Genomic DNA, 14,225 nt, shown 5'->3' with positions numbered 1-14,225 from the left:
TCTGGAAGCCCAGATTGAAAGGTTCGTCGATTACTATAATCACCACCGCTATCACGAGAGCCTTGGGAACGTAACCCCGGCTGATGCCTATTGGGGACGCCATAAGCAGGTCCTGGAGCACAGGCAGATAATTAAACGGAAAACTCTTCAAAACCGTCGCTTGCGCTACCACGCGCAAGCCGCTTAAAATCAAAACGCGAACCGGGCCAAACACTCTGCTACTCAGAAGCTAATTCTGTCTAACTTCACTCGACGACGGACAGGAGCCCACACCTCAGACGAGCGCGCAGAGCAAGACGAGATCCGGGGCAAGAAAAGTAGACAACGAAAGTCTCCAGGGTCTTGGGAATGGATTGATAAGTGTAGCGAATTGAGATCATCGGGGGTTGGGATTGAGATTATCGGTATTTTGGGATCACATTAATTGAGACTCTAATTCCAGCTGAGTTCAAATTAACTGAGACTGGGCTCAGATTAAGTGAGACAGGTTCACATTGCTGAGACTGAGCTCAATCCCTCGAGATTAAGGGGAAGCGCTACAGCGCCAGCCCGGCCGCCCGCATCTTGTCAGCAAGTTCTCGCGTCCTCGAATTATCCAGCTGCCCATTGAGGAAGCTACGGATTTCGCCTTGCCGGGCGTGGAACTGATCGGCCAGCACTTTGACCGAATATCCCTGCCGCGTCAGCCGTGGCTCCAGGTCATTAAAATCGGGAGCCAGTGTCGAAGTCACAATGTCAATGGTGATTTGCTTTTGACCAAGGCGGAACCCAGCTTCAAAGGCCCTGTCCAGATATTCAGCAAACTGGAGCGGTGTGTTTAAACGGTCGGCCAAGTGATCTAGAGCCTCAGGTTGGATAAGCGTATCAATATCCGCATGCTCTTCAACGCACGCCTTGAGCAACCAATCCAGATATGCGCGCGCGTCCTCACCTAGCCCTTCAAAAGGCAAGACATCAGTGCGGTGCCCGATTTCCTCCATGGTTGGGCGGCGCAAGTCGTTGCGCAGTTTAGGATGGCCAACCAGAACGACGGAGAGTGTTCCGCCGCCACGGGCGATAACTTCCATCAAGCGTTTCAGGCCAATCAATGTCTTCCCATGCAGGTCATGGGCTTCATCGATGAACAGAGCAACGGGTTTTCCAGATCGGGCAACCAGTTTTCGCAGCTCGCGCTCACGTTTCTCGCCTTGTGTTGGTATTTTGGGAGTTTTCTCTCGTGATATATCATAAAACAAAGCCGCAATCAGCGTTGGAATAGTGGTACGTGCTTTATCGACTGACAAGCTCTCCGCGACAATCACCTTCCGTTCCTTGGCAATCTCATCCTGAAGACGCTGTAAGAACACTGTCTTGCCGATTCCGATGGGACCGGTGATTGCAATCAGTCTACCAGCTCCCAAACTAGATCGTACCGCTTTACCGATTTGCAGATGGTTCTGGGTTTCAAAGAACCCAGCATGACGCCAGTCTTGTGTCAGTTGGTAATGATCCATAATTTCGGCACTTAGCATTCCGGTATCTCCTTGCTAGATCGCAACCGCACAAAAGAGAACCGGGCACTGATATCGTTTTTGATCAAGGCCTTGTCGAGCGTACGCTCAACGAGCGCATTGACGAAGGCAAGGTCATCCTGGCTAAGTCTGGACAGCGGTTTTTGCAGCATTTCGGATATGCCCTTGAGGGCATCCAGGCGGTTAGAATAGGCGAGTTGTCCATACGGGTCTGGGTCAACAAACGGCTGGCTGTGTAACTGGACAACGTTCTCATGAAAGAGCTCATCATCTTCCATCCCAGTCAGCGCAGCTTTGGGCACAGATATGTTCTCTGCCAAAGTCCCGATGCGATCCGCTCGCTTTTGTGAGGCCGTTTTCCGTGGCTTTCTATAGCGGTGCAGCGGAATAGGGCCACCAGAAGGTTTGTAAGGCCCAAATCGCTTTGTGCCAAACTCGACAAACAGCTCATTGTCGAACAGCCCCCACCAGAGTGTTACGCTTTCACCGGCAAGATCGGGATCAACTTCATAAAAGGCTCCACCCACCTGTATGCGGGCATCTCCAGCAACCTTGCGGGTCTCTGGTTCGCGGGCAAAGGTACAGAACCGTTCCCAGGAGCACATTTGCCGTATCCCGGCATCGGGCAGGTTCTTCACCCAGTCCTCAATCCGACTGTGGGGTTCCCGTCTGTGAGGCTGGGCATTGTAGCGGTCAATGAAGCGGGCAAGCCAGCTGTTGGCTTCGGCCTCAGTCGTCGGTTTATGGAAGTGATACAAGGTTTCGTGCGCTTCTTTTACGGTTCGAAAGGGTCGTTCGACCTTCCCCTTTGAACGAGCGGTTGTCCGGCGACCGTCACTTCCTGCAGGCATATGCGGCATAACAAGAACTCCAAGCCGTTCCATGACTGTCGCAAAGATCCCGCTTTTGGCAATCGGTCCATTATCCAGATAAAGCGTTTCTGGAATTCCTTGTAATGCTGGGCCGTCCCTGTCTTTTGGGGCCATGGCGTTGAATAAAAATCGTAACCCGCTTTCAACGTCCTCACCATAAACGCAGCGATATTCTTGATAGGAAGCACCACTGCGATCATCCACCACGCTGAACAGCATGAGCGTTGGAGTTCCTTTGCGATGAGGATCAATCCAGGTCGGCTGCTCAATTTCTTTCAGATCGGATGGGCTGATATCGAACTGCCACAGTGCGTTGCTGGATTTGGCTTCAAAACGCACAGCGGCTGGGGCTCTTGTCATGCGGGTATGGTCATAACCCCACAGCCGCAGGTACCGATTGACTGTCACTTTGTTAAGGAGACTTTTGGGAACTTGAACCAACCCTTGGGGGGTCTCAACCCCAGTCGTTTCAAGCAGCTCAATAGCACGCGCTGTTGATACATGGCGCCCCTTCTTATTGGAGGTGCGGATTTTTAAGGCGGCGATAATTTCGCAGTACCGCACCATCTCACCACGTGGGATTTTCCTTGGTGCCCCATGATCGGCACGGCGCACGCCTTGTGGGCGCAATTGACCTTGAAGTGCGCGGTAGACACTCGCTCTCGATAGGCCATAGAACTGGATAGCTCCCTCAATGATGGATTTTCGTTCTGGATGGCGGGGCGGTAACTGATCGAGGCGGCGGCGCAAGTCGAGCAGCGCCTCTGCCGGTATGCCTCCGCCGCGCTTCATTGCGCTGCCGCCTTCAGTAAGGCCTGTCCAGGTGCCTTCACCGAGCCATCCCCATTCAAGTACATATAAAGTGTGGTCGTCGTAATACCGAGGCGACGAGCTAAATCTGCTGGCTTGGTATCTCGGTTGGCCATAGCACGCATCGCCATCTGGAGCATTTGAACGTCCATCTTACGTGGTCGCCCACCTCGTCGTCCTCGTGCTCTTGCTGCTGCCAGCCCCGCTTTGGTGCGCTCTGCAATCAGCTCGCGCTCAAACTCTGCCAGCGAAGCGAATATGCCAAAAATCAAACGACCATTTGCGGTGGTAGTATCAATCTCTGCACCAGCTCCAGCAAGAACCCTGAACCCAACACCACGTTCCCTGAGCTCATCTATTGTAGAAACGAGGTGCTTCAAGTCGCGCCCCAGTCGATCCAGCTTCCAGACAACAAGGGAATTACCTGGTTGCAAAGCTTTCAGGCAGGAAGTCAGTCCGGGGCGATCATCGCGCCTTCCGGAGGCCTTGTCTTCATAGATCCGGTCCAGTTCAACACCAGCATCAATCAATGCGTCCCGCTGCAAATCCAGCAGTTGACTTCCATCTGCTTTAGACACTCGTGCATACCCGATGAGCATGATCCCGCCCTATCTGTCAGAAAAGACTAAGATCAGGATGCAATCTGGCGATGTTTTTTGCAACGGGTTTTCTTGTTAGGTGACGTAAGGTTTTACGGGCTCGAGCCACTTGCAAGAAAAACGGAGGTTTTTCTGGTAGGCACGTTAGAAATGAGAAGAACTGACACCTTCAATCTAAAGGCAAAAACTATCTCTCTCGGATGGCTTCGTCTTTGTATCTGAGCAGCGGCGACAGGAAGAATTCGATGATCCTGCGCTTGCCCGTTTTTACTTCCGCAGATGCAGTCATACCTGGAACCAACGGAATGTTCTTTCCCGCAACAGTGATGTGCTGACTTTTCAGAGCTACACGAGCTTTATAGATCGGCCCAAGTTGCTCATGAAGAAGGACGTCATTGGAGATACGTGATACTTTGCCCTGAAGGACGCCATATCGGGTGAACGGAAACGCTTCCAACTTTATCTCAGCGTTTTGTCCCACTTCAATAAATCCAATATCCTTATTGAGGATGATTGCTTCGATTTCCAACGGAACCTCTGAGGGGACAATGGAAAGAAGGAGATTTCCGGTCTCAACAACTGCTCCAATGGTGTTTACTGAAAGCTTGTCCACGTAACCAGATACAGGTGCCCGCAGCTTTCGGTACTTCTGTCGCTGAGTTTCTTTGCGCAATGATTGCTCTAGAGCTGCAATCTTGTTCAGAGCTGCTTGGCGCCGCTCTGCCGCTGCAGTCCTGTAAGATGCAATGGTTTCCACATGGCGTGCTTGTAAAGAAGCTATAGAGGCGCTTGCCTGCGCGCGGGTTTCCTCAAGGCCATCTCTTAAAGCCAGCATCTCATAAAGCTCTTGCTGAAGCTGCATGACCAACGGCTTCTGAGTAATCCCTTTTGCAAGCAATCCTTGTTGCGCTTCTAAACGTTCTCTGATGAGTGGAAGCGTTTGCTCCAGCTTGATCTCTTCAATATCAGTTGCCCGGAGGGTGGCTTTGTTTCGCTCTATATCTGACTTGATTGCTTTCAAGGAAGATCTGAGCTGATCAAGGCTATCCTGAAGCAAGGTATGGCTGTTTTCAGCAAGTTCTGACGAGAGTTCTTCTGGCAATACCAACACTTCAAGCGGTTCATCGCTCAGCATCGCGAGGCCTATTGCAGCTTCGGCTCGGGATTGGGCTAACTCAAACTGCAGACTCTCAAGATTGGCAGATGTTTCTGTTGGATCCAGCTCAAGCAAAAGATCACCTGCAACCACTTTTTGTCCATCTTTTACATGGATAGCACGGACAACACCGGTCTCCAGAGGTTGGATGTTTTTCACTTTGCCTGCTGGGATGGTCTGGCCTTCAGCAACTACAACGATATCAACCGTACCCCACCACGACCAGATAACCGCCAGCAAGAAAAATGCACACAGCACAAATACAATCACACGACCGATAGGAGATGGAGGATGTTCTAAGACTTCCAAGGCTGCTGGAAGGAACTCCGTGGAATCTGATATCTTTTGGTTAGAGTTATCTGATCTGTGCATAGGTGAGCTCGCGTGGTCGGAAATGATACTTGAGTTATTTACTCATGTATCAAGTTTCCGTTAGGTTGCAACACGCAGTTAAGGCTCTCCGCCTATATACACAGAATGAGTTGATGACCGAAGTTCTTGTCGAAGAAAATAATAAGCAGAACACGGCCGGGTTAGGTCAAAACAACAAACCTGCTGATCAGAGTGGGGCTCACAGTCTTGCCATGTTACTTGCCTTCCATGAGATCCGTGCCTCTGCGCAGCAAATCGCTCATGAGTATGCAAATGAAGCCGGCGTTATTAATGCAACCAACATGGTTAGAGCCGCGCGTAAAAATGGTTTGAAGTGTAAGGCAATCAATAGCTCGGTCCAAAAGTTAAGAAAGCTGCCGCTTCCAGCACTGGCTATCACTCAAGAGGGCAGTTGGTTTGTTCTTGCCAAAACAAATGACGATGGAGTCTTGCTCCAACATCCGGGGAAACCACCTGAAGAACTATCCTTGGCTGAACTTGAACAGCTTTGGTCAGGAACTCTGGTCCTGGCCGCGCGTAGAGCGGGTTCAATCGCCTCAGAGCTGAAGTTCGGTATGCGCTGGTTCTTACCAGTGCTCCTCAAATATAAAAAGCTATTTTCTGAAGTCCTGCTTGCTTCGTTCTTCATTCAGTGTTTTGCGCTCATCTCACCACTGTTCTTTCAGGTCGTAGTCGACAAAGTGCTTGTTCACCGCGGTCTTACAACGCTGGATGTGCTCATCATTGGGCTTCTGGCAATTGCTGTATTTGAGGCCATCCTCTCCTTCCTGCGGACCTATCTGTTTTCTCACACCACCAGCCGTGTGGATGTGCAGTTGGGCGCGCAACTGTTCCGGCATCTATTGGCTCTTCCAATCAGTTACTTTGAAACACGTGCTACAGGCCAAACGGTTGCACGCGTGCGCGAACTGGAAAATGTCAGGGACTTTATTACCTCATCATCACTGACGGTGGTGATTGATCTTCTCTTCACGGTCGTCTTCTTTGCAGTCATGTGGGTATTCTCGCCCACTTTGACGCTTGTCGTTTTGGCATCGGTCCCATTTTACATTTTGCTCTCTGTTGCCATCACCCCAGAGCTTCGCAAGAGAGTGGATGAAAAGTTTTATCGTGGTGCAGTCAATCAAGCCTTTTTGGTGGAAAGCATTGCGGGAGCCGAGACCTTAAAGGCGATGGCGGTTGAGCCGCAGATGCATAATCGATGGGATGAGAACCTGGCAGCCTATGTTAAATCATCATTCCGCACGATTTCTTTAGGAGCCTTTGGCTCCCAAGCAGTGCAGCTCATCAATAAACTGGTAATGGGCATAGTGCTTTGGGTCGGAGCGAAGGCTGTGATGTCTGGAGAGATGACTGTCGGCCAGCTGGTCGCCTTTAACATGCTTGCCGGGCAAGTCAGCCAACCAGTAATCCGTTTGGCTCAGCTGTGGCAGGACTTCCAGCAGTTTCGCATATCCATCCAGCGCCTGGGCGATATCTTAAACACTAAAACCGAAACCTCGACATCTTCTCCGGAAAACCTGCCACCTGTGCAAGGGAAGGTGGAGCTTAAGAATGTGACATTCCGTTATCGCGCTAACGAACCGGAGATCCTCAACAACGTCTCAATTGATATGCCAGCAGGAAAGACCATTGGCGTAGTTGGTCGCTCTGGCTCTGGCAAATCCACCATCACCAAGCTCATCCAACGGCTCTATGTTCCCGAAACAGGACGAGTGCTGATAGATGGTATTGATCTTGGTTTGATGGATCCAGCTTGGTTGCGACGGCAAATTGGCGTTGTTTTGCAAGAAAATATTCTGTTCAATCGCTCGGTTCGTGACAATATTGCTCTTTCCAGCCCGGCAATGCCTATGGCCCGAATTATGCAGGCAGCAAAATTAGCTGGAGCACACGAGTTTATTCTTCAGCTCCAGAAAGGATATGACACCGTACTTGAAGAGCGCGGTTCCAATCTTTCTGGAGGTCAACGCCAACGCATTGCGATTGCCAGAGCTTTGGTGACTGCTCCACGCATTTTGATCTTAGATGAAGCAACCGCGGCGTTGGATTATGAAAGTGAGCGCATCTTCCAGCAGAACCTTGCAAGGATTGCACAGGGAAGAACCGTCATCATCATTGCTCATCGTCTTTCAACGGTCCGTCATGCCGACAAGATCCTGGTCATGGATCAAGGGCAAGTCATTCAGCAAGGCAGGCATGATGAGCTCATCGGACAAGCAGGCCTTTATCAAGAACTTAACAAATTGGCGTCGGGAGAGTGAAACATGGACCAACCTATCACAATGGAGAGCCAAACACAGATGGTTCATAACTCTAGTGCTTCTGAGCAGCGGTTAAAGACACGCAGAGCGGAAGAAAAAGACGTTCCGATGCTGATCGAGCTATTCCGTCTCTGGCATGAAGAAAGTGCACTTTCTGAAATCCCGTTCTCTCCTTCAAAGGTGCAGGCAATGGCAGACAAAGCACTGGGACCCAATCCGGCGCACATGTGCGCTGTGGTCGAACACAACGGTAAACTTGTGGGCGGGCTTTATGCTGTTATTGGCGATTATTACATCAGCGACGAAACGCAGGTGACGACCATTCATGGCTTCTTTGTCCATCCAAGCGTACGCAAGTCAGTATTAAGCGGCAAAGTCGCACTTCGTCTATTTAAGGCAGCAAAACAGTGGTCCGAACATATGGGCTCAAGCTACTTGTTGTTCCACGTGACCTCTGGTGTGAAGCCTGCAGAGACTGACCGCTTTCTGCGAAAGTTGGGCTGCAGGCCACTGGGCGGTAACTATGCGATCAAAGCTTGAACAGCTGTAAGAAGTATTTGAAATTCAAAAAGAGAGCAAAATGGCAGATTTTAGCGATATCTCCAATTGGCGCCAGGAATTTTATGAGTTCAATGAGCGCGACGATGAAGAGACAAAAGAGTTCTATAATAAGTTCAATGGCACGGTAGAGCCTCTTATTCCGGTCTCTCAGGTTCTGGAGTTCATGGAAGTCCTATTCCAGCATGATGAGCTGCGTGAGGCGGTTGAGAAGCGCTGGGAATGGAACAAGGTGCTTATCGCGCACGGGAATGAGTTACCAGACATGAGCGACTGCCCAGATGACGCGTTCCAAACTTTAGAAGATTTCTTCTACTATTTTTGCTGGAAGAGTAATTATGACGCGGTGGCCGCTGCTTTTGAAACAGCTGGAATTCATACTCTCTACCGAATTCTAGATGGTGAATACAGTAATATTAAGTCACCAGAAGTTCGCAGTCATATCCTGAGTAAATATCGTAATTTTGTTTCCGAGTAATTGAAGGTCGTTTCTTGTGGTGAAGAAAAAAGTTATTCTTCTGGATCACTCTCAGATCCAGACAATTATGAAAAATGGTGGCACCAAAGCTCTCGATGCTATTGTCTCTCGAGGAGATAAGTTTCTTTACGTGAGAGGGGCTCGTAAGGAAATCTCAAATACCTTGACCGGAGAAGAACTAAACGACTTCGACGCTTGGCTTAACGAAAAGCGCTACGCCGGTAAAGTTGAACAGGTCGATCCCGTTAAGACCGACAAAGAAAAGAACAAGTTCGATCCGGATCACAAACGCGGTACGCAAGGCAATAACCAGGAATTGTGGGACATGGGTGCCCGCAAGTTCATGCAGGATAATAAAGACTATTACGACTTTGAAGTTATCAGCCGCGACAAGGATTTTCTCGACAATAAGTTCAACAAGCAAACTGATTTAGAGCGGTTGAATTTTGACCGGGTCAGCGTGAAGTCTGCTTTGACAGATCTTCTGACTGATCCTGATGTCGATTATACTCAGCAACAGTTCGATGAGCTGAAAACCAAAATCGATGCAAGCCAATTTGGATCGTCCCACAACCTGGAAGAACACAAGCCTACACTGCCAGATAGCTACAGCGACAGCATCGAGAAGAAAAGTGTCGGCCGTGTTAATGGCCTCCTGCGACGCGGTGCACCTGTTGCCGTTCTTGGGTTTGCTGCAGCGGCCATCTATCCAGCCCTCGAAGCACGAGCTGCTGCGAAGGATATTTCTCTGGCAGAGGCAGCTGTGGATGCTGGTCTTCAGCTGTCAGAAGAAGATCTGAAGTCTCTTGCTAAAGAAGCTGGTGTTGATCTGGCCGTTTCCCTGACACCGGTTGGTTGGTTGAAAAAAGCCTGGGAAGTTATTGGCAATGCCGATGATATTGTTGAAGTTACACAGCTTTACGGGGATGTATTCCCTGACAATTCTGCGATCCAGCAGCTTGCGGATGTTGCCAAGGCAATCGAAGACTCCGCTGCATTTGACGCCTACAAGGATGTTCGCGATACGCTTGTAGATGCAGTTGGTTCTGTTGGGGAAGCTGTTTCTGATGTGTTCACCGGTGAAGATGATCTGGCAGACGCCACCAATGAAGCGCGGGATGCGGTTGAGACTGCTGAGATTGCGGCTCATGGTGCCATTGAAGCGGGCTACAGCCTGGAAGAGGTTTCTCAGGCCTTTGGAGCCTCATTGCACAACTCGGCAGATGCAGATTCCCTTGCTCTAACCGCTGATATTGAAGCTCGTCTCGATACGATTGAACAGGAGTGGGAGGACGCAAATCCTGCTCCTCCAACACCTTCTACTCCAGATTCAACGGGTAATGGCTGGACTTCTGTCGGGGGGCATAACTCATCGAGTAATGATGATCGTGACGGAAGCGACAGAACCGAGCGTAGAAGAGAACAACGTAGAGAGACAAATTATCAACGTGGATATCGGGATGGATATCGGGATGGAGTGGGGCACGACTATGATGATTCACCGTACCCAGACACTGATGATTACTGGTCTGGCTGGAGAAGTGGATTTGATAGAGGTTACGATAATGCTCACAATGGTAGCGGGGGGAGTTCCGATGACAACGATAGCGGCGGTGGCAAACGGCCACTGATTGTTGATCTGAACAACGACCAAAGCCTCGCCCTCAAACCCCTAAATGAGAGCTTCACCCGCTTTGATGTCGATAATGATGGCTATGATGAAGCAATGGCCTGGGTTGGCGGTGAAGATGGTTTCATCGTTGTTGATCTGGCTGCAAACGGATCGTCCGGGCCGGATGGCGACATCACGCGCGCAGAAGAAGTTATTCTAGCCAACCTGACACCAGAAGATGACAGTGATCTGGAAGCTTTGGCCAAGGTGTTTGACAGCAACAAAGATGGCAAAGTCAACGCCAGTGATGCTCGCTTCAATGAGCTCAAAGTCTGGCAGGACAAAGATGCCAATGGCAAGGTCTCGGCTGGTGAGCTCAAAACATTGGCAGCACACGGGATCACAGAGATTGATCTGACGACCTTCGGTGAGGTTGATGCCTATGTTGATGGCTCACGTATTGATGCCAACTTCAACATCCTCAAAAGCGATGGAACCACATTGCTTGGCGGTGATGCGGTGCTCTCCTATGAAAATGATGGTCAGAAGCTGGTTGATACGGCCGATGGCTTCAAGATCGACTTTGAGAATGCAAATGATGCCCAGTATCGGGTCGTCAAAAAAGGTCAGACAGCAGATCTGAACCTTGCCAGTGAGGGGCTACGCGGTGCATTCGGTAACACAGGGAACGATGTACTGTATGGTTCAGGTCTAACAGAAGATGCTCATTTGATGGGCGGCGATGGCAATGATGCCCTGACCGGTGGGGCAGGTGATGATCTGCTTATTGGTGGTAAAGGGGCTGATAAGCTTTATGGCGGCGCAGGTAAAGATACACTCCTGATCGATGCAAATGACAGCGACTATCATGGCGGAGAGGGATACGACCGCCTGATCTTTGACGGTACAGAAGACTTGTCCCTGGACATGGCAGCCAGAGGCGTTGAGTTTGCCCGCACTTCATCTGGCAATGATGCTGTCACGGGTGGTCAGGCCGATGATACCATGGAACTTGGTGATGGCAATGACACAGCTTATGGCAATGGTGGCTCAGATACACTCAACGGCGGCAAGGGCGATGATGTGCTTTGGGGTGATGTGGATGAAAGCCATATCTACCAGTTTGGCGCCAATGGAGAGACTGCTCTGCAGAAGGTTGGCAATACTCTGAAGTTGACCGACTCCTCTATCGCAGGTTTGGGCCTGGAAACTGCAGGCCGCGGTAAGCTGGTTGTGGATCTGCCCGAGGAGGGGGCAAAACCGATTACTCGCAAGAAAGCTTATGAGCAGGGAGAATTGGTTTCTTTCTTAGTTGTTGTAAAAACTGAACCCTACGGAGACCCGTTCTACGCCTATGGTGGTGGAGAAACGTACGGAGAACATAACACGATAGAGACCAAACAGGTCGATTCCAAATATATTGAGTATTTGCGAGAGCATCGCCCAGGAGCAATTAGAAACGTGTCTCATAGCCTATTCTTAGACCCTGGAGAGTATTTAACCCTAGCTTACTCGCATCCTTGGTTTGCGTACATTGTCGATGAAGAGCAAAAAAAGGACTTTATGACGCCAGAATGGCTAAATAATTCTCTTTTAGATCCTGATTATAGGCAGTTTGTCGATGCCCACCCTGTCTATGAAACTGTACCTCCTCCACTTGATGGAAACATCGACCAGGATGGAGAGGTCTCATTTTCTGAACTCACAGATGTTACGGATACGGACATTGAAGCCCTCCGCAGCCAGTTTGATAGCAATGGAGACGGCGTTATCAGCAGCGATGATGAGCGGTTTGATGAGTTGCGTCTCTGGCAGGATGACAACGGAAATGGCGTCACAGATGCCGGGGAGCTGAAAACTCTGTCAGACCTCGGAGTAGATCGGATTGACCTGACATCAACTGAACTCAATCTGGATAACAATAGTGATGACCTTCTCATTGGTGGGGAAGGAGCCGACAAGTTATATGGTGGACGCGGCAACGACGTTTTGGTCGTGGATCACGAAGATACCGCCTATGATGGTGGTGAAGGCAATGACTGGGTCCAGTTCGATACCGATCAAGGTATGACATACTCACTGAGTACTGGAAACTTTGAGAATGCAGTTGGTGGTCGCGGCAACGATAACCTCACAGGCACAGAAGATGCCAACACCATACAGCTGGGCAATGGAAACGACACAGCCTCTGGTCTTGGCGGTGATGACACACTTCGCGGACAATCTGGCAATGACACACTCAATGGCGGCGCAGGCAACGACCTTCTCTTTGGTGGCGACGGCGACGACGTCTTAAAGGGTGGTGCTGACGATGACGTCCTCAATGGCGGCATCGGGTCAGATACTCTGATTGGAGGAGTAGGAAATGACATTCTCATTGGAGGAGAAGGTAATGATACTTTCAAGTACTCCAGAGGACATGGACAGGACAGGATCCTCGGTCAGGGCAGCGTAAATGATGATGAGCTCTTGTTTGGGTCAGGTGTGAGCAAATCAGACTTGTGGTTTGATAAGTCTGGCGATGATCTGCAAGTTTCAGTGCTTGGCAGCCACGATACAATCACACTGGAAGGTTGGTATACCTCTGAGACATCTGGAGCAGCTGGTAAACATCTCGACCATCTTAAGATAGGGGCAGAAGAGCTATCTTATAAGGACATCAGCTCACTCGTTTCAGCCATGGCTTCCTACCGGCCTGATATCGGCGATGGTAATGGTGGTGTAACAAGCTCGGCAATTCCGCAACCAGTTCAACTGGCGATCAATGCAGCCTGGAGTTAGGCAATCAAAGCCTCGGCGAATACGCCGGGGCTTTTTTAGCTCTGTGACCATTTGCCACCGGCCTCCCCGCTGCAAAAAACGCAGAACCTACGTGTTGCGATGGTTGCTTTCCTAAAGGCTATTCTAGAATTTTAGACGGTAACAGGGTACACAAGCGTTCATTCTCCAGGAAATGAACTCAGTCTCAGCAATGTGAACCTGTCTCATATAATTTGCGCCCAGTCTCAGTTAATCTGAGCCCATCTGGAATTAGTGTCTCAATTAATTTGAGCCGAAAATCGGGATAATCTCAAGCCCGGGCCTTGATGATCTCGAGCCGCAACAGATAAGTTCAGGGAGTATACACATAAAGCGTGGTGCAGAGTGAGCAAAGCATCCCGCTCGCAGCTGTTCTTCACGCGCTCGCTGAGTACAAGCTGTTGCATGTACGCGAGGTTCTGAAGATCAGAGACGACGATCTGGACTTCGTCAATTTCATTCTGAAGAGTGTTTGTGGCGCTGCATGCGCATGCGGAGTCGACCATATTCAATCCCTCTGTTTAGGGTGTTGAAGGCCGCACGACAAAGAGCTTTTGGGACTCGCTGGCGAGCGGGAGGCCAAAAACCTGCAAACAGACAGGCGGGTTTATTCCCCTCCGAAGAAGGTATTGTATTCACCGCCCTCCCGCTCATAACGAAGGGTTTGCGCACTTTTGGAAAAAAGGCACAAAAAATCCGCTAGTTAACGGGAGCGGGTACCGCTGTTTGGAGAGGTTTTGGGCCTCACCCAAGAGCATGCAACCAGATGCATGCGGTGTCAATGGCCAAGGTTTGCAAGCGGGCGTTGTGTGGCGAAGAGGAGACGGTTTAGGTGGGCTTCAGCTTTCAGGCCCGAAAATTAGTGAAACTCCCACATTACTTTGCACTTTTAGTGCCGTCTCAGATCCATTTATTAGTACTTTGACTCCCTCCTTATCAATCGGACTTTGCGCACTCAAAAGAAGCAACAGGATTAAGGAAAAAATTATCGCAGCACCTCCAAAACGAAAACCTCTATTTAGATTTTGATACTTTCTGTTGCAAATGTAAGCGTCCGGCGAACCCGACCTGACGATTCTAGCTTTGCTGCTCTATCGTACGTGTAGTTTTATCTGCATGGACTTTGATGATGATAGAAAGCCAAGGACGGCGCTGGAGTGACGATGAGAAGCG

Annotated in this window: 9 protein-coding genes; 5 read left to right on the top strand and 4 right to left on the bottom strand. The window is 50.0% G+C overall.

The window, feature by feature from the left end; genetic code table 11:
- A partial coding sequence (locus tag PsAD37_RS27595) for an integrase core domain-containing protein (RefSeq protein WP_084407822.1) occupies window positions 1–187 on the top strand: 187 nt, incomplete at its 5' end.
- 349 nt (window positions 188–536) lie between these two features.
- Here the strand turns inward: PsAD37_RS27595 and PsAD37_RS14615 are convergent.
- The 4 genes from PsAD37_RS14615 to PsAD37_RS14600 all read right to left on the bottom strand — a co-directional run bounded on the left by PsAD37_RS14615 (window position 537) and on the right by PsAD37_RS14600 (window position 5,320).
- The gene (locus tag PsAD37_RS14615; RefSeq protein WP_063296780.1) at window positions 537–1,511 is read right to left on the bottom strand and encodes an AAA family ATPase; all 975 of its coding nucleotides are present in this window, start codon (window positions 1,509–1,511) and stop codon (window positions 537–539) included.
- On the bottom strand, window positions 1,505–3,157 hold the full coding sequence (locus PsAD37_RS14610; protein ID WP_244272530.1) for an IS481 family transposase: 1,653 nt from the start codon (window positions 3,155–3,157) through the stop codon (window positions 1,505–1,507). The genes PsAD37_RS14615 and PsAD37_RS14610 overlap by 7 nt, the downstream gene beginning before the upstream one ends.
- A gap of 14 nt (window positions 3,158–3,171) precedes the next feature.
- Entirely contained in the window at window positions 3,172–3,792 is a 621-nt protein-coding gene (locus PsAD37_RS14605) for a recombinase family protein (protein ID WP_063296778.1), read from the bottom strand.
- A gap of 187 nt (window positions 3,793–3,979) precedes the next feature.
- Entirely contained in the window at window positions 3,980–5,320 is a 1,341-nt protein-coding gene (locus tag PsAD37_RS14600; protein ID WP_063296777.1) for an HlyD family type I secretion periplasmic adaptor subunit, read from the bottom strand.
- A 113-nt stretch (window positions 5,321–5,433) separates the two neighbouring features.
- On the opposite strand from PsAD37_RS14600, the gene PsAD37_RS14595 reads away from it, so the two are divergent.
- The 4 genes from PsAD37_RS14595 to PsAD37_RS29415 are packed head-to-tail and all read left to right on the top strand — an operon-like array spanning window position 5,434 to window position 13,034.
- The gene (locus tag PsAD37_RS14595) at window positions 5,434–7,605 is read left to right on the top strand and encodes a type I secretion system permease/ATPase (RefSeq protein WP_084407820.1); all 2,172 of its coding nucleotides are present in this window, start codon (window positions 5,434–5,436) and stop codon (window positions 7,603–7,605) included.
- 3 nt (window positions 7,606–7,608) lie between these two features.
- The gene (locus PsAD37_RS14590) at window positions 7,609–8,145 is read left to right on the top strand and encodes a GNAT family N-acetyltransferase (protein ID WP_063296776.1); all 537 of its coding nucleotides are present in this window, start codon (window positions 7,609–7,611) and stop codon (window positions 8,143–8,145) included.
- A 40-nt stretch (window positions 8,146–8,185) separates the two neighbouring features.
- Entirely contained in the window at window positions 8,186–8,641 is a 456-nt protein-coding gene (locus tag PsAD37_RS14585; RefSeq protein WP_063296775.1) for a hypothetical protein, read from the top strand.
- A gap of 16 nt (window positions 8,642–8,657) precedes the next feature.
- Window positions 8,658–13,034, top strand: coding sequence for a calcium-binding protein (locus PsAD37_RS29415; RefSeq protein WP_063296774.1), 4,377 nt, complete (start codon window positions 8,658–8,660; stop codon window positions 13,032–13,034).
- The last annotated feature ends 1,191 nt before the right edge of the window (window positions 13,035–14,225 follow it).

Origin of the sequence: Pseudovibrio sp. Ad37 (genome assembly GCF_001623075.1) — a bacterium.
GTDB lineage: Bacteria > Pseudomonadota > Alphaproteobacteria > Rhizobiales > Stappiaceae > Pseudovibrio.
Note: the sequence above shows the minus strand (reverse complement) of the source record. Positions and strands in the feature narration are given on the sequence as shown.

What these genes read in the sequence shown, in the direction of transcription:
- PsAD37_RS14615 (WP_063296780.1), bottom strand. Translation starts at nt 1,511, where the DNA reads ATGCTAAGTGCCGAAATTATGGATCATTACCAACTGACACAAGACTGG.
- PsAD37_RS14605 (WP_063296778.1), bottom strand. Translation starts at nt 3,792, where the DNA reads ATGCTCATCGGGTATGCACGAGTGTCTAAAGCAGATGGAAGTCAACTG.
- PsAD37_RS14600 (WP_063296777.1), bottom strand. Translation starts at nt 5,320, where the DNA reads ATGCACAGATCAGATAACTCTAACCAAAAGATATCAGATTCCACGGAG.
- PsAD37_RS14595 (WP_084407820.1), top strand. Translation starts at nt 5,434, where the DNA reads ATGACCGAAGTTCTTGTCGAAGAAAATAATAAGCAGAACACGGCCGGG.
- PsAD37_RS14590 (WP_063296776.1), top strand. Translation starts at nt 7,609, where the DNA reads ATGGACCAACCTATCACAATGGAGAGCCAAACACAGATGGTTCATAAC.
- PsAD37_RS14585 (WP_063296775.1), top strand. Translation starts at nt 8,186, where the DNA reads ATGGCAGATTTTAGCGATATCTCCAATTGGCGCCAGGAATTTTATGAG.